This is a genomic window from Streptomyces sp. WAC06614 (assembly GCF_003949795.1).
Taxonomy (GTDB): domain Bacteria; phylum Actinomycetota; class Actinomycetes; order Streptomycetales; family Streptomycetaceae; genus Streptomyces.
Genome location: NZ_RPRY01000129.1, coordinates 1 through 19,958 on the forward strand (window position 1 = coordinate 1; position 19,958 = coordinate 19,958).

A 19,958-nucleotide genomic window follows, 5' to 3' on the forward strand; every position below is an offset into this window, starting at 1 on the left:
CGGGTCCCGGTGGACCTGCCCGCCACGCCCGCAGCGCCTCGAACACCGGCAGCGCCGCAGCGGGCAGGTCCACCGGGACCCGCGCGCCCTTGCCCGAGCCGGAGCCGGACCTCGATCCGGACCCCTTCTTCACCCCGCCGGCCCCCGCCGGCGGGGCGACGGCCTCCTTGCGCAGCGGCACGCTGCGCCGCCCGCCCAGCACCTCACCACTGGCCCCGGTCAGCACCAGCGTCCCGTAGTCGCCCTCGACCGCCAGCAGCCCGAGCGCCAGGAGCTGCCGTACGACGCCGCGCCACTCCGCGGTGCTCAGGTCGGCCCCGATCCCGAAGACCGACAGGGCGTCGTGGTCGAACTGGATGACCTTGGCCGTCTTCTTCCCCTGGAGGATGTCGATGATCTGGCCCGCGCCGAACTTCTGCCGCCGCTCCCGCGCCAGCCGCCACACAGTGGACAGCAGCTTCTGCGCCGCGACGGTGCCGTCCCAGGACTCGGCCGGGGCCAGGCAGGTGTCGCAGTTGCCGCAGGGCTCGCCCTGCTGGCCGAAGTACGCCAGCAGCCGCACCCGCCGGCAGTCCGCCGTCTCGCACAGCGCGAGCATGGCGTCGAGGTGCTGGGACAGCGAGCGCCGGTAGGCCTCGTCCCCCTCCGAACCCTCGATCATCTTCCGCTGCTGCACCACGTCCTGGAGGCCGTACGCCAGCCAGGCCGTGGCCGGCTCGCCGTCGCGGCCGGCGCGACCGGTCTCCTGGTAGTAGCCCTCGACCGACTTCGGCAGGTCGAGGTGGGCGACGAAGCGGACGTCCGGCTTGTCGATGCCCATGCCGAAGGCGATCGTGGCCACCACCACGACCCCGTCCTCCCGCAGGAACCGCGCCTGGTTCGCCGCGCGCGACGCCGCGTCCATGCCCGCGTGGTACGGCACGGCGTCGATGCCCTGCTCCACCAGGAAGGCGGCGGTCTTCTCCACGGAGGACCGCGACAGGCAGTAGACGACGCCGGCGTCGCCGTCGTGCTCGGTCCGGATCAGCTCCAGGAGCTGCTTGAGCGCGCTGTTCTTGGGGACGATCCGGTACTGGATGTTGGGCCGGTCGAAGCTGGCCACGAAGTGCCGGGCGTCCTGCAGCCCCAGCCGGGAGGCGATCTCGGCATGGGTGGCCTCGGTGGCCGTGGCGGTCAGCGCGATCCGCGGCACCTCGGGCCAGCGCTCGTGCAGCATCGACAGGGCCAGGTAGTCCGGCCGGAAGTCGTGGCCCCACTGGGAGACGCAGTGCGCCTCGTCGATCGCGAACAGCGAGACCGTGCCCCGGTCGAGCAGCCGCTGGGTGCCCTCCGTCCGCAGCCGCTCGGGGGCCAGGTACAGCAGGTCCAGGGCGCCGGCCAGGAACGCCTGCTCGACGGCCTGGCGCTCGTACGGGTCCTGGGTGGAGTTCAGGAACCCGGCCCGCACCCCGAGCGCGGTCAGCGCGTCCACCTGGTCCTGCATGAGCGCGATCAGCGGCGAGATCACCACACCGGTGCCCTCCCGGACCAGCGCCGGGATCTGGTAGCACAGCGACTTGCCGCCACCGGTCGGCATCAGGACCAGCGCGTCCCCGCCGCCCGTCACGTGCTCGATGATCTGCTGCTGCTCGCCGCGGAAGGAGTCGTAGCCGAAGACCTTGCGGAGCACCCGCACGGTGTCGGGGTCCTCAGTGGGTGCGTGAGGGGTGTGGGGGGCGTCCGAAAGGGTCATTCCAGAAGCCTAGCGAGCCCCGCGGACACCACGGCGCCACTCGGGCCTCCCTGTGGACAACCCCACGACGGTCCACCGGTGACCACGCCACCGAAGATCGATAACGTCGACCGGGCAGGGCCGGGACGCGCCCTGCCCCGCAGAGCCCGGAAGGAACGAGGAATCCATGCAGGACCAGCAGCAGGAGCAGCAGCGGGAGCACTTCGACGTCGTGGTGCTCGGCGCGGGCCCCGGTGGCTACGTGGCCGCCGTCCGCGCCGCCCAATTGGGCCGGCGGGTCGCGGTGGTGGAGGAGAAGTACTGGGGCGGTGTCTGCCTGAACGTCGGCTGCATCCCCACCAAGGCGCTGCTGCGCAACGCCGAGCTGGCGCACACCTTCACGCACGAGGCCGAGACCTTCGGCATCCGGGTGGAGGGCAAGGTGTCCTTCGACTACGGCGAGGCGTTCCGCCGCAGCCGCCGGGTGGCGGACGGCCGGGTCAAGGGCGTCCACTACCTGATGAAGAAGAACGGGATCACCGAGTTCGACGGCCGGGGCACCTTCCTCGATCCGCACACGCTCCGGGTGGCCCTGGCCGACGGCGCCACCCGCACGGTGTCCTTCGACCACTGCATCATCGCCACCGGCGCCACACCGCGCCTGCTGCCCGGGACACGACGCAGCGAGCGCGTGGTGACGTACGAGGAGCAGATCCTCGCCGAGGACGTGCCGGAGTCGATCGTGATCGCGGGCGCCGGGGCCATCGGCATCGAGTTCGCGTACGTCCTGCACAACTACGGCGTCAAGGTCACCCTGGTCGAGTTCCTGGACCGGATCGCGCCGCTGGAGGACGCCGACGTGTCGGCGGAGCTGGCCAAGCAGTACCGCAAGCTGGGCATCGACGTCCTGACCTCGACCAGGGTCGATGCGATCGACGAGTCGGGTCCGCGGGTGCGGGTGACGGTCACGGGGAAGGACGGCGTGCCGAAGGTCCTGGAGGCGGACAAGGTGCTGCAGGCGATCGGCTTCGCGCCGAACGTCACGGACTACGACCTGGAGGCCACCGGTGTACGCCTCACCGAGCGCGGCGCCATCGACGTGGACGGCCGCTGCCGCACCTCCGTCCCGCACATCTACGCCATCGGCGACGTGACGGCGAAGCTGATGCTGGCGCACACGGCCGAGTCGATGGGCGTGATCGCCGCCGAGACGATCGCGGACGCGGAGACGATGGAGCTGGACTACCCGATGATCCCGCGCGCCACCTACAGCCGCCCGCAGATCGCGAGCTTCGGCTGGACCGAGGCACAGGCGCGGGAGAAGGGCTTCGACGTCAAGGTCGCCAAGTTCCCGTTCACCGCCAACGGCAAGGCGCACGGCCTCGGCGAGCCGGTCGGCTTCGTCAAGCTGATCAGCGACGCCACGCACGGCGAGCTCATCGGCGCCCACCTGATCGGCCCGGACGTCACCGAGCTCCTGCCGGAACTGACCCTGGCCCAGCAGTGGGACCTGACCGTCCACGAGGTCGCCCGCAACGTCCACGCCCACCCGACCCTGGGCGAAGCGGTCAAGGAAGCCGTCCACGGCCTCGCCGGCCACATGATCAACTTCTGACCCCACCCGGCCGGCCCCCGCCGGGGGCCGGCCGCGGGGTCAGCCCACGGCCTCTGCGAAGGCAGCGGCCGCGTGCGGGGTGACGTCCTAGAGGATGGGGGCACATGCTTTCGACCGAGCATTCGGGGCAGCGCGGAGACAACCGGCGGCCCGCCACCCGCTACGACGTCGACAAAGCCGTCAAACGCCCCGAGACCCTCAAAGTACAAGCTCAGTAGGAGTTCATCAACCCAGCTGCGCTCGGTAGGCCTCCATTGCACCGTGGAAACGGGCCTGCACCTCCGAGCCCCCTACACGGGCACTATCACCCCCGCAGATGTGTCAACCGAAATTCCCCCTAAAGATACTGCCAAAGCTCCCATCTATCGGCAAGTTGCTGCCTTGTCTCCCCGGCTGCCGCACGCAGGTTGGCCCATTCAGCGGAGCTGCATAGCGCATCATCAGACCAAATATACGCTCCCGCTTCGTTCACGGAGTTCACGAAGGTCTCAACATGCTGAAGCTGACCGTACTCTTCCTCGTTCATCGAGTCGAACACGAGCCTTCCGTGCGCAGCCCTAATCAGGTCGTCAAATTGCAGAAGTAGTTCATCCGCGCCAACCCGCACGGACTTCAGAAATTCCAGCTGCACGCTAGGCGGCGAGCTCAACAGGCGAAGGACATCAAGAACCCAGCGCCGAAATCGCTCCTGACCATCGCACTCATCCACGGTATCCTTCTCCACTTACCACGATCCATCCCACTCACGTGATGGAATGATCCCCTCATCGTTACCTTGCCCGTGGCCATTATTCACTCGCCAGTACGCACCCTCACCATGATGCCCTCCTCCGGGATTCCAACGAATCATTCGTCCCGTCTCGGATCGGACCTCCTCACCCCTGACGATCTTGGTTCTGTACTCTCGCATGACCCACCCACCTCCTTCATTTGATCCTCGCCTGAGCGTCTCCTCCACCCAATTAGGGTCGCTCTCAAAAATATGTCGGACCTGCGGAGGTGTAGCATTGTTCAATACGGAAGGTGTCGCAATGATGTCATCGACTGTCCGAACACCACTCAGAACGCCAGCCTCGTTGGCCAGCTGCTGACTAAGCCTTGCACCGTTGGCTGCATTGCCCTCGATTCTGCCAAGACTTCCACCAGTTGCACCGCCAGTGACAACCTCAGACACGACCTCGGCGCAGCCAGCAGGGTTGGCCAGGCATGCTGCTGCCGCTTCGGTGCCAACGACTGCTGCGATCGGAGCAAGCACGAGGGCCATGGATGCTCCTGACGCTCCGTAGACCACAGCGCATGAGAACCTGCCTTCGCACCCTCTCAGCGGTCCCGGAGAGAACGTGGTGTGTGTGCCCGCCACGTAGTGGCCAGCGCCTCCGACGTTGTGGCAGGGCGCGCCCGAACCCCAGGTGCAGACGCCGTTGGCCAGCCCGGTGGGTGCTGCGTCGTAGCCGTTCTTGTCGTGCTTGCCCTTGCCCTTGTTTCCCTTAGGTGTCTCCGGCCTGTAGTGGGTGTACGAACGGGAACCACTGGTCCTGCTGTAGTGGTCGCCGCGTTCGACGACCTTGTCGGGAGCTGCTTCGAAGCCGCCGTCGTACATCCCCTCGAAGTACTTGAGGCCCGAGGGGTCGGAGTTGTTGACGGGGTTGCCGTTGGCGTAGGTGTAGCCGTTCATCTGGAGGGGGTCCGTCATGTCGATGACGGGGTCCACGGAGATGAAGCGGCCGGTGGTGGCGTCGTATTCGCGGGCGCCGATGTGGGTGAGGTCGGTGGAGGCGTCGGCTACGCCTACGCCGAGGTAGGTGCGGTTCTCGGTCCAGTTGGTGGGTTCGTTGCCGCGGGGGTTGCCGTACGGGTCGAACTTGCGGCGGGTGATCGCCTGGTTGTTGTCTTGGTCGAGGAAGGCCGTTGTGGTGCCGTGGTGGTCGGCCAGTTGGACCGTGAGTTTGTGGCCCGACGCGTTGCCGTAGGTCTCTCGGACCGTGGTGGGGGCGCCGGGGGTGGAGTAGTAGCGGAAGGCGTCCAGGACCTGGCCGACCGTGTTGGCCGTGACGGTGGTTTCGCCCAGGTGGAGGGTGCGGGTGCTGCCGTTGTCCTCGATCAGGCGGTTGCCGGAGGCGTCGTAGAGGTAGGTGGTGGTGTTGGTGAACGTCCAGACCTGGGACGGGGCGCCGTTGCACGTCCAGATGTTCAGGTCGGTGCCGTCGGTGCTGTTGCCGGCAGGGACGTCCACGCACTGGTTGGTCGCCGGGTGGTAGAGGGTCTTGTCGGCGGGACGGTAGGCGAACTTCTGGGCCGGGCTGCCGTCGCAGGGGGCCAGGCGGAACATGCCGCCCTGGTTGGTGGCGCACTTCTCCTGGAAGCGGAGGGTGTCGCCGGTCAGGCGCCACTGCTGCGCCTTGGTGGCGTTGCAGGTGTAGAGCTGGATGGGGGTTCCGTCGGCGGTGTTGCCGGACTGGAGGTCCATGCACTTGCCGGCCAGGCCCAGGATCGGGACGGAGCCGATGCCGGGGCTGGTGGCGGTGGTGAGCTTGTTGCGGCGGTCCCAGTTCAGGGTCTGCGTGTCACCGCCGATGGTGCGGCGGGTGGTGTTGCCGGCGCTGTCGTAGGCGTAGGTGGACTGTGTGGTGACGGTCGAACCCGGCTTCTTGACGGTGGCGTCGGTCTTGGCCAGGGCGTGGGGCTGGGTGCTGGTCTCCGTGCCGTTGACGGTCGTCCTGGTGCCGTAGGTGTAGGTGAACTCGTCGTTGAGGGCTTCGTTGGTGAGGTCGTGGTCGGTGAGGTGGGTGCGGTTGCCTATGGAGTCGAAGGTGTAGCTCTGCCAGTAGCCGTCACCGTCCGGGCCTGCGGTGATGTCGCCCTTCACCGTCCCCGCGCAGGTCTTGCCGGTCCAGGCCTCGGTGAGCTGGCCCATCGGGTCGTAGGCGAAGCACTGCTTGTCGACGCGGTTGTTGGGCTGGGTGTCGGTGATGGAGGTGATGCCGCCGACGGGGTTGTAGCCGTACGAGACTTCGCTGATCCGGTTGGGGTTCGCCGTTTCCCGGTCGGTGGTCGACTTGGTGACGCGGCCGGTGTTGGGGTCGTACTGGTTGGTCGTCCACACCCGCTTGGGTGCGGGGCCGGTCGCGGTGCGCAGGACCTCGCCGAAGGGGCTGAGGACGGTGTCGGCGGTGTACCAGGTCAGGCCGGAGAGGGTGACTGGGGCGCCGTCGGCGTTGTAGCGGGTGATCAGCTTCTCGGCGGCCAGGCCGCCCGGGGTGGCCGGGAGGGTGGTCGACTGGACCTTGCCAGTGGGGGTGTACGTCGTGCTGTACGTGTAGATGCCGGCCAGGCCCTTGGTGGCCGGGGTGTCGGGGATGGTGGTCTTGGTGCCGGTGGGGCGGTACTCGGCGTCGTAGCCGGTGACCTCGGTGGTGTAGGGCTTGCCGTCGTTGTAGCGGGTCGAGGCGACCGGCTTGCCCTTGGCGCCGATCAGGGTGTCGAAGGTGAACGAGGCGACCAGGGGGCCGTTCGCGGCGTCGTCGCGCAGTTCCGTGGTGCGGCCGAGGGCGTCGTAGGTGGTGTACTGCGCGCGGCCGGTGGCGTCCTTGGTCCAGAGCTGGCGGTCGAGGTCGTCGTAGCCGAAGGTGGCGGAGCCGGTGTCGGGGTCGGTGGAGGCGGTCTTGCGGCCGCGGGCGTCGTAGGCGTACGTCCAGGCGTTGCCCGACGTGTCGGTGACCTTGGTCAGCTTGCCGCGGATGTCGTAGCTGTACGAGGTGGTGTTGGCGTCGGCGGCCGTGGGGGCTGCGATCCTCGTGGCGGTGAGGTCGGTGGTCCTGTAGTGCTGGACCGTCGTGGTGCGGCCCATGACGTCGGTGGTGGTCTTGACCGCGCGGCTGCCGTCGACCGGGATGTCGGTGGGTGAGATGCCGGTACGGGTGAGGGTCCACTCGCCCTCGTAGCGGGTGGTCGCCGCGTGCTGGGGGTCGCCCTGGTGGAGGGTGGTGACCCGGACGGGGCGGTCAAGGCCGTCGTAGGCGGTCTCGGTGGAGTTCGGGACGACCGTCTCGGGTACGAAGATCTTGGTTTCGGGCTCGCCTGCGGCGTAGTAGTTGTTCTTGGTCTCGGTGACGGTGCCGTTGGCGTTGTACAGCGTGTCGGTGATCAGCCGGCCGCCGCCCACGGCCTCCTTCTGGCTCTGGCGGGCGCGGAGCAGACCGTCGTAGATGACGACGGACTCCTCGTACGTACCGTTGTCGCGCAGGGCGCTGGTGGTGACGACCGGCGGCTCGTGGACGGCGATCTGGTAGTCGAAGGTGTAGGCGGGCTTATCGGTGGCCGGCTTCTGCGAGGGGGTCCACACCTTGGTGGTGCGGCCGAGGTCGTCGTAGGCGGTGGTGACCTTGCGGTTGTTGGTGTCCGTGGTCTCCAGGGCGCTGCCGCGGCCCGGGTCGACCTTGGTGGTCACCGTGTGGCCGAGGGCGTTGGTGACGGTCGCGGTGAACGCCGGGCCGGTGGCCGGGCTGAAGGCGGTCGTGGTGGAGTTGCCGACCGCGTTGGTGGCCTTGGTGGCGCGGCCGAGTGCGTCGTACTCGGTACGGGCGGTGGTGACCCAGCCGGTGCCGGCGGCGTCATTGCCGTCGACCTGGTACGGCAGGCCCCGCACCGGAGCGGCGCCGAAGGCGTTCAGGGCGTCGTAGGAGGTGCGGGTGTCCGAGAGCAGCGTGCCGGTCGCGGCCTGGCCGCAGGTGCCCGCGGTGGTGCGGATGCGCTGGGGCAGGCCGATGAGGTGCTTGTCGGTGTTGTGGACGTACCAGGTCGTCGTGCACGTCTGGTCCGACATGCTCCACCCGATGCCCGCCGGGGCGAACGCGGCCCTCTCCACGGTCGTGGGTAGGCCGTAGGTGGTGTCGTAGGTGTTCTGCGTGCGGACCGTGCGGGTGCTGCCGTCGCTGAGGGACTGGATCGCGTCCGTGCGCGCGGTGCGTACGCGGAAGGCGTCGAGCGGCGTGGTGCCGTCACGGGGGCGGGTCGCGGTCTTCTGGGACTGCGGCCAGGTCAGGTCCCGGGAGACGATGCTGCCGCCGGCCTTGGTGAAGGTGATCTTCTCAGCCGTCATGCTCTGGTACTGGGGCAGGTCCTCGCCGAGCTCCTCCTGGCCGGTGGAGTCCTTGACGGTGACCTTGGCGCGGCCGGCGTCACCGGACATGCCGCGGAAGTAGCGGGTACGGGTCTGCGACTGCTCGGTGGCGTTGCGCTTGCCCGCGTTGGCGGCGACGCCCTCCTTCACCAGGACCGAGGCGTAGCCGCGCCACTGGTTGTAGGTGCGCAGTTCGGGCTTGGTGAACTCGTCGCTGTCCTTCGCCCAGGCCGCGTCGCCCTCGTACTCGTAGGCCGTGACGACCTCGGCCTGACGGGCGACGCGGTCCCTTTCGACGACCCGGTCGACGACGTACTTGTTGAACCACTCGATCGGCGGCTTCTCCAGGTCCGGGTCCGGGGACCAGTGGACGGGGAAGCAGCGGGAGGTGTTCTCCTCCGGCTTGGGGTGGGAGGTACCGAACGGGCAGGGATCGGAGTAGTCGACGTAGATCTCACCGCCGGTCTCCGTACGGATGGTCTCCACGCGCAGGCGGTCGAAGCCGGGGGTGGCGTCCGTGGCGCTCACGGCGACGCGGTTGGGCATGTCCTGCACGTTGGGCAGGAACGACACCGGCGGCAGGGTGGTGGACTGCTGCTCGGTCCCGTGGGGGATGCCGTAGCCGGTGCGGGTGATGGTCTCCAGCCACAGCGGCGGGTGGGTCTCGGTGCGCTGCTTGGGGAACGACTGCTTCAGCGCCCAGGTGTCCACCTTCGACAGGGCGGTGGAGCCTTCGGTGCGCTGGGCATAGGTGGTGAGGGAGTTCAGGCGCAGGCGGCTCCAGAACGACGGGGAGCTGATGTAGCAGTTCTCCGCGGCACGGGTGCAGTTCAGGGTGGAGGGGGTGTCCCACCAGGGCTGCTTGTCACCGTAGTTCTTCGACTCGAACTCGGTGTCGGAGCAGGTGGTGGAGCCTTCTTTGAAGCACCGCTGTTCGAGGTGGAACTCGACCCGGCCGGCCGGCGGGCCGGCGAGGTTGTCGGAGCGCAGGCCGTAGATGATCTGGGAGGGGTATCCGCTGCGGACGTACTCCTCGGCCTTCTGCTCCGCCTCGGTGGCCTTCTTGTTGAACTTGCCGTTTTTGGCGTAGCGGTTGGTCTCCTTCTCCCAGTCGACGACCATGGCGTTGCCGTGGACGTCCTCGACGTAGTCGAGGTTCCAGCGCCAGGCCTGCATGCAGGCGGAGCTGCCGTAGGTGCTCTGGTAGCAGGGCTCGCCGGGGTGGTTGCCGAAGACCGGGACGGTGAAGACCGAGTTCGTCTCGGCGCGGGTGGTGGTGCCGTCGGCCCCGTAGCGGTGGGCGCCGACGTTGTGGCGGCCGAAGTGGTAGCGGGTGCCGTCGCGGGTGGTGACGACCCAGTACTCGCCGTCGTCGTCACCGTTGGCGCCGCCGGTCTTGCGCTCGACGCGGGAGCCGTCGTCCGAGGCGGGGATCCAGGCGCCGGTGGCGGTGTCGTGGACGAGCTCGGTGGTGCTGCCGTCCAGCGACATCACCACGCTGTCGCCGGCCCAGCACAGGTCGCCCTTCTTCTTGTCCGTGGGGTTGTCGTTGTTCGCCGCGCCGGTCGGGCCGGCCTTGCGGTCCTCGGAACAGGAGCGGTAGCGGCGCTCGATGAAGCCGGGCTCGTAGCCCCAGCCGTCACCGATCCACGAACCCTGGCCGTTGGCCACCGACGTGCGGCCGTCCACGGCCTGCGAGGAGTACGAGAATCCGATCTTCGGCGCCGGGCCCGCCGGCGGTGCGGGGACGGTGAGAGGGTAGGACCAGGAGAAGCCGCCGCCGCTTCCGCCGGCCGTCCAGCTGCCGGAGGGGGAGAGCGACGTGGCCTTGTATGTGCCGCCCGCGCCGGAGGCGGAATCGGTGGCCGTGAGCACGGTGGGGCCGCCACCGACGGCCATCGTCCGCATGCCCTGACCGGGTGCCGTCGCCGGGTCGACGGTGGCACGGACGGTGCCGGTGTCGGGGTCGTTGGTGGAGGGGACGTCCTTGGCCTCCGAGCACTCCGGCAGGTCCGGCGTGGTCAGGAAGCACTCCGGGACCTGCTTGAGCTCCAGGCGGGAGGCCCACTCGGTGCCGTAGAGGTCCTGGAACTTCTTGTAGTCCAGCTGCACGTCGACCGGGGTCGAACCGCCCACCGGAGGAGTGACCTTGATGACCGCACCGTCGACACCGGCGGCCTCGGTCGCGGTGCGCGCCTCGACCTGCACCGACCAGGTTCCCGACGGAGCCGGCGGGGTGGGGTTGGTCTCGGTGGGGGACGCCTTGCCGATCGCGACCGGCAACGTACCTGCCTGGACGAGCTGGTCGCCGCCCAGCGGGACGTCCACGGAACCGGCCGGGGGAGGTGTGACCTCCTTGGGCGAGTACTCCGGCGGAGGCAGCGCGGGGGTACCCGCCCAGCCCTGGAGCTTCGCGGCCTCGACCTGGTCCAGCTTGACCTTCATGTCCTCCTGGAGACCCGGCAGTTGCACACCGCTGCGGTCACCGGGTGTGACGGCCCAGGCCTGGGCCGGCAGGAGCGTGACGGTCAGCAGCGACGACAGCACGACGGCCGTGCGCCGGGCGAGACCGATGCGGGCCGCGTGCGTACTCCGGGTTCTTTTTCCGGGCAGGCGAAAGGAAGGCGCCGAGAACGGCGACATGTGGACCCCCCACGTTCTGCCGACTCCGGCGCGAGGCGCACGGGTGGCAGGAAAATGACGAATAGCGAGGTGATATTGCGACTGACCGGACCCCGAAGTCCATACCTCTCGAAACAATGTTTCCTTGATCACCTGACGCGATGATTAGATCGACACATCAAGGTCCAATGCGGACGTTTGAGGGTTCTCCGACCTCGGCCCGGGTGATGACGTGAGCCAGTTCATGGTTCATGCTCTCCTCGCACATCTCTGCACACCGGCGCCCTTGGGGAGACTTCTGCGCCGGTCATGCTGATTTACCGCGAGTACCGACGGCGTCATTCCTGCGCCCGAGGGGGGAGAAGAACCAGCGTGCCCGCCACCCAGCGCACGGACGAAAGTCCGCCGAAAACCGTTACCGAGAAGCGAGTTGTCGCAAGGACCGACAAGCGGCGCCGCGCCATGGGAGTGATGGCGGCTCTTCTGGCCGCTGCCGTCGTGGTGCCCCTCGGCATCCACCTCACCGGCTCGCCCTCGGGGGGCGAGCCGAAGCCGCAGGCCGACAACGGGGCGCCGATCGACGGTGCGGAGGCGATGCGCCGGGCGAAGCAGAGCGGCAAGGAGGTGGAGGTCACCGCGGAACGCACCGCGAACACCACCACCTGGGCCCTGCCCCACGGCAAGCTCAGGACGCGGATCTTCAGCGCCACGGTCCGCGCCAAGGTGGGTGGCGAGTGGAAGCCCGTCGACACCACCCTTCAACGGGTCGAAGGCGGCTACTCCCCCAAGGCGGTCAATGGACGGCTGGTGTTCAGCGCGGGCAGCAGGCCCGCTGCCGCCAGCACGCCCGCCGGGCAGCGCGCCTCCCGGGGCGTGACGCGGGCGAGCCTGGTGGCGGACGCCCCCACCCCGGGTACGGCCTGGACGGAGCTGGTGCGCCTGAACACTGACGGGCACGAGGTGACGCTCGGCTGGCCCGGCGTCCTGCCCGAGCCCGTGGTCGACGGACCGCGCGCCCTGTACGAGGAGGTCAGGCCGGGTATCGACCTGCTGCTGACGGCCATGGACGGCGGCTTCTCGCACCTGCTGGTCGTCAAGAACAAGCAGGCCGCGGCCGACCCCCTGATCGCGCAGATGAACTACCGACTGGCCTCCCCCGACCTCACCTTCCGCGTCGACGCCGAGTCAAGTGCGCTCAGCGCCCGTAACGACAAGGGCGAGGAAGTCATCGGCTCCCCCACCCCGTTCATGTGGGACTCCGCCGGCAAGGTGCGCACCACAGAAGGGGAGCCCGCCACCCAGCCCGGCCCGGCGGCGAAGGACCACCCGACCCTGGCTCTGCACGGCATCGCCGGCGCTGAGGGAGCGCACACCGGGGCCGCCACAGCACAGGTGTCGGCCGAGAACGTTCTGACGATCACCCCCGACAGCCGGCTCCTGAACGACGCGGACACCGTCTACCCGGTGTTCATCGACCCCTCTATGAAAGGCCGCAAGAACAGCTGGACCCTGCTCTACAAGACGGCCCCGTACTCCAGCTTCTTCAACGGAGCGAACTACAACGCCGGCGGCACCGCCGAAGCACGTGTCGGGTACGAATCCGACAGTGGCGGTACTTCCCGGTCCGTGTTCAACTTCGACTTCGAGGGCTCGTTGCGTGGCGCCAACATCAGCTCGGCCTATCTGCACCTGCTTCAGACGTATTCATGGTCGTGCGAACCACGCGGCTTCGACGTGTACGCCACACCATGGATATCCAGCTCCAGTAATTGGAGCAACACCAACAACAGACGTTCTGGGGGAGTTACCGAGGCAGCGGAAACGCTGGGTACGGGTACAACAGCAGTTGTCCCGACCGCTATACCCAGGTCGACGTCACCAGTGTCGCGCGCGACGCCGCGCAGTACGGTTGGCAGACCGCTTCCTTGGGCGTGCGCGCGCAGAACGAATCCGACGCGCACTTCTGGAAGAAGTTCATGGCCAACAACACCGAGACGCCCCCGTACATCGAAGTCGACTACAACCGCCCGCCGGACACCCCGCTCCAGGCGAACATGAGCACCTACCCGGGCGGCGCGTGCGTCACCCAGGCACCGTTCACGCGTATCGGCAAGACCAACATCACCTTCCGCGCCAAGGCCACCGACGGTGACGGCAACCTGCGGCACATCAACTTCCGTGCCTGGTCGGCGGACGGCACCCAGTCGCCCCTCAACGAGTTCGTCGCCACGACGGACGGCTGGGCGAACGTCGACGTGCCGATGGACAGGTTCACCTCCGGCAAGACGTACTTCTGGCTTGCCCAGGCCGTCGACTGGACCGGCTACTGGTCCGGCAGCGGCCCCCTCGACTCCGGAGGCGGCGGCTGGTGCTCCTTCACCGTCGACCACACCGCTCCCAGCCCTCCCGGCGTCCAGTCCACCGCCTTCCCGCCCCCCGGTCCCGACGGCGCCGAGTGGAGCGTCAGCCCTTACGGCAGCCACGGCACCCCGGGCGTCGACAGCACCGCGCAGATCCTGGCCAACGGCACCTCCGTCGCGGACGTCCGCGAGTACCAGTGGAGCCTGAACCACCCCGTCTACAACCAGACGGCCGCACCGGACGGCAGCGGGACCGCGACCATCACCCTCGCCCCGGACAACGCCGGGCCCAACATCCTCTACGTCCGGACCGTCAACAAGGCGGGCAACCTCTCCAGCCCCGTCACCTACGTCTTCTACGTCCGGCCCCGGGCCGGTCTGGACACGCCCAACGACGTCACCGGCGACCAGGTCGAAGACCTCCTCGCCATCGACAAGGACGGCAACCTGCGGACCTACCCCGCGGACAGGATCGGTGACATCGACGCCTGGATGCCCGCCGCCACCGACGCCGGCAAGCCTGCACCCGCCAGCTACTGGAAGGACCCCGCCACCGGCAAGTCCGCGATCATCACCCACGCCACCGACTGGCTCCCCGGTGACGGGCTCACCGACCTGATCGCCCGCATGCCCGACGGCAAGCTGTACGTCTACCCGGGTGATGGCAACGGCCGCTTCGACATCAGCCGCCGCATGGAGGTCCTCCTCCCCGACGGCTCGCCCGACCCGGCCGGGTACACCCAGCTCATCGCCACCGAGGACGTCACCGGCGACGGCATGGCGGATCTCTTCGCCCTGGCCGACAACGGCGACACCTTCTGGGCCTTTACCGGCTACACCGGCGCCGGCTTCACCACCGTCAAGCAGATCGGCGGCACGGGGTGGAACCAGCGCGACATCGTCGCCGTCCGCGACACCAACCAGGACGGCACCCCCGACCTCGTCTTCCGTGACAACTCCGCCCCCAGCCGAGGCCTGGCCCTCCGCAAGGGCAAGCCCGGTACCAGCGGCGGGGTGGACCTGAACTCGCTGTCCACCGCGGCCCAGTCCAACGGGGGCGCCGACATCACCTACGGCACCACCGGCTGGACCCGCACCGAATGGCCCCTCGTCCGAGGGACCACCGACGTCTCGGGCGACGGGATCCCCGACTTCTACCTCACCCACAACGACGGCACCATCTGGCTCTTCGGCGGCACCAAGGCGGCCACCGGAGGCAACCCGCCGGCCCTCACGCTGAGCAACGGCTGGCGCGTCGAGGAGGAGGACTGGAGCACCGTGCTGACCATCGGCTAGACCCGGCAGCACCCGACATCACGCGCCCTCCCCGCCCACGGCGGGGAGGGCGCGTTGCGTTCCACGTCCACGTCCTACGCCGCCAAGGGCGGCGTCACCCCACCGCCGCCTCGAAGGCCGCGTACGCGGTGGCGTCGAAGAGGACGAAGCGGATCTCTTCGATCGAGGGCGGGGCGGTGGTGCGGGCCGTTTCGACCGCGATGCGGGCGCCGTCGTCCATCGGCCAGCCGTAGATGCCGGTCGAGATGGCGGGGAAGGCCACCGTACGGGCGCCCAGTTCGGCGGCGACGCGGAGGGATTCGCGGTAGCACGAGGCCAGGAGGGGTGAGCGGTCCTCCTCGCGGGACCAGACCGGGCCGACCGTGTGGATCACCCAGGTGGCCGGGAGGTTGCCGGCCGTGGTGGCCACGGCCTGGCCGGTCGGGAGGCCCTTGCCGTAGTGGGAGGCGCGCAGGGCGCGGCAGGCGGCCAGGATCTCCGGGCCGCCGCGGCGGTGGATGGCGCCGTCGACGCCACCGCCGCCCAGCAGCGAGGAGTTCGCCGCGTTGACCACCGCGTCGACGGGGACCTGGGTGATGTCGCCCTGGACGAGGGTGATGCGGGTCATGGTCTACCGGGCCTTTCGCAGGCGGCGCCACACGGCCTTGGCCGCGTTGTGGCCGGACATGCCGTGCACCCCCGGGCCCGGCGGGGTCGCCGAGGAGCACAGGTAGACGGCCGGGTGCGCCGTGGTGTACGGGGAGAGGGTGAGTTTGGGGCGGAGCAGGAGTTGGAGGCCGGAGGCGGCGCCGCAGGCGATGTCGCCGCCGACGTAGTTGGCGTTGCGGGCGGCCAGTTCGGGCGGGCCGGCCGTGGCCCGGGCCAGGACCAGGTCGCGGAAGCCGGGGGCGAAGCGCTCCAGTTGGCGTTCGACCGCCTCGGTCAGGTCGCCCTGCCAGCCCGCCGGGACGTGCCCGTACGCCCAGAAGACGTGCCGGCCCTCGGGCGCCCGGGAGGGGTCGGCCAGGCTGGGCTGGGCGGTGATGAGGAACGGGTTGCGCGGGGCGCGGCCGCCCGAGGCGAGCTGGAGGGCGGCGTCGATGTCGCGCGCGCGGGGCCCGATCTGGACCGTGCCGGCCCGGCGGGCGTCGGGGGCCGTCCACGGCACCGGGCCCGACAGGGCGTAGTCGAGCTTGAACACGCCGGCGCCGTAGCGGTAGCCGTCGTACGCGCGCCCCAGCCGGGCGATCCGGGCCAGGGCCCGGGGCGAGGTGTCGAAGACGTACGCGCGGGCCGGCGGGAGGTCGTCCAGGCGCTTGACCTCGAACCCGGTGTGGACGGCGCCGCCGAGGTCGCGCAGGTACGCGGTGAGCGCGTCGGAGATGGACTGGGAGCCGCCGCGCGGCATCGGCCAGCCCACGGCGTGCGCGGCCAGGGCGAAGACCAGTCCGACCGCGGAGGTGGCGATCCCGCCGAGCGGGGCGATGACGTGCGCGGCGAGCCCGGCGAACAGCGCCGGTGCCCGCTCGTCCTGGAAGCGCCGCATCAGCCAGGTGGCGGGCGGCAGCCCGGTCAGGCCGAACCGGGCGAGGGTGGCCGGGTCGCGGGGCAGCGCCGTGTCCGGCAGGGACATGAAGTCGCGGACCAGGGTCGCGAACCGGCCCTGGAAGGGCTGGACCAGCCGCCGGTACGTGCCCGCGTCCCGCGGGCCGAAGGAGGCCGCGGTCTCGCCGACGGAACGGGCCAGTACGGCGGCGGTGCCGTCGTCGAAGGGGTGCGCCATGGGCAGCGGGGCGTGCAGCCACTCCAGCCCGTAGCGCGCCAACGGCATGGTGGCGAACACGGGCGAGCCCGCGCCGAGCGGGTGCACGGCCGAGCAGGGGTCGTGCCGGAAGCCGGGGAGGGTCAGCTCCTCCGTCCGGGCTCCCCCGCCGACGGTGTCGGCGGCCTCGAACACCGCCACCGAGAAACCGCGTCGGGCCAGTTCGACGGCGGCCGTCAGCCCATTGGGCCCCGCCCCCACGACGACCGCATCGAGAATCGACGGCACCTTGCGACTCCTTCGTCAGCCGGTCCGGGCGGCGACGGCACCGGCGCCGCCGCGGACTCCAGGATATGGCGCCCGTCCGGACGGGCTCCCGTGCCGCTCGCCGGGACGGCGGCGGCCGGGTCCTACGCCGCACCCCGCAGCAGGTCGCGGATGCGCAGCGCGGTGGGCTCGTCGCGGCCGACCGCGAACGGCAGGGCGTTGTCCCGGTCGATGCGGAACGGCTCGCCCGCGACGGTGCTCTGGGCGCCGCCCGCCTCCGCCACCAGCAGCAGCCCGGCCGCGTGGTCCCAGGCGGAGGGCCAGGTGAAGGCGAGCGCGTCCGTCTCGCCGCGGGCCACACTCAGGTATTCGAGGCCGGCAGAACCGCACGGGCGGGCCGCCACGCCCGGGACGTCGAGCCGGCTCAGGACCGCCTTGTCGTGGTCGCTGGTGTAGAGCGGGTGGGCCATGGCCACCCGCAGGTCGGTGCCCGGCTCGGGCGAACCGGCGTGCAGGGCCTCACCGTTGAGGTGGGCGCCCTGGCCGCGGACGGCCGTGGCGAGCTGCTCCAGCGCGGGCGCGTACGTCCACGAGGCGAGGATCTCGCCGTGCTGGGCGAGGGCCACCAGGGTGCAGAACGCCGCCTCGCCGGCGACGAACTGCCGGGTGCCGTCGACCGGGTCGACGATCCACACCGGGGCGTCGCCCCGCAGGGCCCCGTAGACGGTCGGGTCGGCGTGCACGGCCTCCTCGCCGACCACGACGGAGCCGGGCAGGAGCCGGGTCAGGGCGGCCGTCAGGTGCTCCTCGGCACGGCGGTCGGCGACGGTCACCAGGTCGTGGGGGCCGCTCTTCTCGTCGACCTCGTGCTCGGAGAGCTGCCGGAACCTCGGCATGATCTCGACCGCGGCGGCCTTGCGGACGGCTTCCTCGACGGCGGACAGGTCACGGGCCAGAAACTCTTCGATCATGCGTCCATCACACCACGCCGGTCCGACAAAGCCCACCGAGATCAGTGGACAGCGGGTGAAGACGCGGTCCCGTACGGTCGCCGCGGCCCCACACGGTCACCCCACCCCCGCCGTCAGCCGTGGGGGTCGCCCCGCCGTCACCCCTGGGCGGTCCCCTCCGGCATGTCCTGCTCGTCGAGCACCACCAGCTGGGCCTCCCCCGGGGCGGTCAGCTCGGCGATCCGCAGGGCCTGCCGTTCGGTCATGGCCTGGAAGACCTGGCGGGCGGTGCGGCCGTTGCCGAACTGGGCGCCGCGCGGGACGGCGTCGAAGTAGCGGCCGAGCGCGTCCCGGGCGCCGCCGCTGAGCTCGTAGCGGTGCTTGAGCGCATGGTGCTCCACGATCCGGACCAGCTCGGCGGAGCTGTAGTCGGCGAACAGCAGACTCCGGGTGAACCGGGAGGACAGGCCCGGATTGGAGGAGACGAAGCGCTCCATGTCGCCGGGGTAGCCGGCGGCGATCACCACGACCTCGTCGCGGTGGTCCTCCATGAGCTTGACCAGGGTGGCCACGGCCTCCAGGCCGAAGTCGTTGCCCACCCCGGCGGGCACCAGCGCGTACGCCTCGTCGATGAAGAGCACCCCGCCGCGGGCCCGGTTGAAGGACTCGGTGGTCTTCGGTCCGGTGTGGCCGACGTACTCGCCGACCAGGGCGCTGCGGTCGACCTCCACGAGGTGGCCGCGTTCCAGCAGGCCGAGGGCCTTGAGCAGGCGCCCGTAGAGCCGGGCCACGGTGGTCTTGCCGGTGCCGGGGTTGCCCGCGAAGACCAGGTGCCGGCTGAGCGGCGGCGCGGGCAGCCCGGCCTCCTGCCGCAGCCGTACGGTCTGCATCAGCTTGACCATGCCGCCGACGTCCCGTTTGACCCCGTCGAGGCCGACCAGCTCGTCCAGCTCGGCGAGCAGCTCCTCCAGGGTCTCCGGCTCCGGCTCGGGCTCGCCCAGCTCCGCCAGCTCCAGGTCCGTTGCCGCCGCACCGGGGACGTGCCCCCGGCGGTCCGGTCCGCCGGCGGCGGGTGCGCGGCCCGCGGGCCCGTACGAGGACCCGGACGGCCCGTACGAGGACCCGGGCCCGGACGGGGACCCGGGCGGCGGAGGGACGGTCGGTACGGAGCCGGCGGCGGTGGTCGGCAGGGCCGGGTTCTTGACCCGGACGGCCATGCAGTCCTCGAAGACCGGCTCGGCGCCCTCGGCGAGCACCACGTCCTGCCCGCAGTCGAGCACCCGGCAGCCGCGGAACCGGGGCGCCGCCGCCTTGCCGAGGTGCAGGGCGGGGAAGGTCCCGCCGCCGATGTCGCAGTGCTCGAACACACCGCCCGCGGCCGGGCCGAACAGGATGCCGTTCTTGCCCGAGCGGTCGATCCGCAGCGCCCGTACCCGGGGCTCGGCGCCGCCCGCGACCACCATGGCGCTGCCGCCGGCGGCCTCGATGCTGCCGCCGTCCACGGTGGGCCGGGCGCCGCTGTCCAGGACCAGGCCGGCGCTGCCGGTGGCCGCGATCCGGACGCCCTCGAGGGCGGCCTCGCCCCGCGGGCCGATCTCCACGCCCGCCTTGCGGGCGCCGGTCACCGTGGTGCCCTGGACGGTCGCCGGGACGGCGGAGCGCAGCCGCAGCCCGGTCTCCCCGCGGTCGATCCGGCCGCCGCGCAGTTCCAGGTGGGCCCGGCCCTCGACGAGGACGCCGCACAGGGTGGCGTCGGTCAGCGTGGTCTCGGTCAGGGCGGCGTGGGCGGCCTCGGTGGCGACCAGGGCGTGCTCCCCGCTGACGCTGATCCGGCAGCCGGTCAGGGCGACGTCGCCGCGGCCGTCGATCCGTACGGCCGCGGCCCCGCTCCGGGCGATCAGGGTGTCGGTGGCCAGGGCGGAGGCGTCCTGGGTCACGGTCAGGCCGCTGCCGGCGCTGGCCAGCACCCAGCAGCCGTGCACGGTCAGCCGGGCGGCGGCCTTGACGACCAGGGCGTCGGTGCCGGCCCCGGTGATCCGGCAGTCGGCCAGGCCCACGCTCGCGGCGCCGTCGGCCTGGACGGCGGTGCGGGCCGGGTCGGCGATCCGGCAGTCCTCCAGCAGCGCCTCGGCCTCGTCCTCGACCAGGATGCCGTGGCGGCCGGTCCCGGTGAGCCGGGTGTCGCGCAGCAGCAGCCGGGAGGAGCCGCGGGCGCGCACGGCGGAGCCGGCGGTGGCGGTGACGCGGAGCCGGTCGGCGAGGAGCACGGCGGAGCCG

General features: G+C 70.5%; 10 protein-coding genes. 3 read left to right on the forward strand and 7 right to left on the reverse strand.

Annotated elements, in window-relative coordinates; genetic code table 11:
• On the reverse strand, positions 1-1,732 hold a 1,732-nt coding region (recQ, locus tag EF918_RS18760; RefSeq protein ID WP_125647484.1), incomplete at its 3' end, for a DNA helicase RecQ.
• 166 nt (positions 1,733-1,898) lie between these two features.
• Here recQ and lpdA point away from each other — a divergent pair.
• The gene (gene lpdA / locus EF918_RS18765) at positions 1,899-3,326 is read left to right on the forward strand and encodes a dihydrolipoyl dehydrogenase (RefSeq protein WP_125647487.1); all 1,428 of its coding nucleotides are present in this window, start codon (positions 1,899-1,901) and stop codon (positions 3,324-3,326) included.
• 337 nt (positions 3,327-3,663) lie between these two features.
• On the opposite strand, the gene EF918_RS18770 is transcribed toward lpdA, so the two are convergent.
• Positions 3,664-4,050, reverse strand: a complete 387-nt coding sequence (locus tag EF918_RS18770) for a hypothetical protein (protein WP_125647490.1) — start codon at positions 4,048-4,050, stop codon at positions 3,664-3,666.
• Positions 4,051-10,992 carry a ricin-type beta-trefoil lectin domain protein gene (locus tag EF918_RS18775; protein ID WP_260610349.1) on the reverse strand — a complete coding sequence of 2,314 codons (6,942 nt, stop codon included), beginning with the start codon at positions 10,990-10,992 and terminating at the stop codon, positions 4,051-4,053.
• Between the two features lie 546 nt (positions 10,993-11,538).
• Between EF918_RS18775 and EF918_RS18780 the strand changes: the two genes are divergently transcribed.
• Together EF918_RS18780 and EF918_RS39305 are read left to right on the forward strand one after the other, a co-directional pair.
• Positions 11,539-13,125, forward strand: a complete 1,587-nt coding sequence (locus EF918_RS18780) for a DNRLRE domain-containing protein (RefSeq protein WP_125647493.1) — start codon at positions 11,539-11,541, stop codon at positions 13,123-13,125.
• Positions 13,126-14,120: 995 nt separating this feature from the next.
• Complete coding sequence (locus EF918_RS39305; RefSeq protein WP_369009096.1) at positions 14,121-14,723, forward strand: FG-GAP repeat domain-containing protein; 603 nt, start codon at positions 14,121-14,123, stop codon at positions 14,721-14,723.
• A gap of 94 nt (positions 14,724-14,817) precedes the next feature.
• On the opposite strand, the gene EF918_RS18785 is transcribed toward EF918_RS39305, so the two are convergent.
• The 4 genes from EF918_RS18785 to EF918_RS18800 form a co-directional block, all read right to left on the reverse strand.
• Positions 14,818-15,330, reverse strand: coding sequence for an O-acetyl-ADP-ribose deacetylase (locus EF918_RS18785; RefSeq protein WP_125647496.1), 513 nt, complete (start codon positions 15,328-15,330; stop codon positions 14,818-14,820).
• Positions 15,331-15,333: 3 nt separating this feature from the next.
• Positions 15,334-16,752, reverse strand: a complete 1,419-nt coding sequence (locus EF918_RS18790) for an NAD(P)/FAD-dependent oxidoreductase (protein ID WP_125647499.1) — start codon at positions 16,750-16,752, stop codon at positions 15,334-15,336.
• A gap of 122 nt (positions 16,753-16,874) precedes the next feature.
• On the reverse strand, positions 16,875-17,702 hold the full coding sequence (locus EF918_RS18795) for an inositol monophosphatase family protein (RefSeq protein ID WP_125647502.1): 828 nt from the start codon (positions 17,700-17,702) through the stop codon (positions 16,875-16,877).
• A 137-nt stretch (positions 17,703-17,839) separates the two neighbouring features.
• A partial coding sequence (locus EF918_RS18800; RefSeq protein ID WP_125647505.1) for a right-handed parallel beta-helix repeat-containing protein occupies positions 17,840-19,958 on the reverse strand: 2,119 nt, incomplete at its 5' end.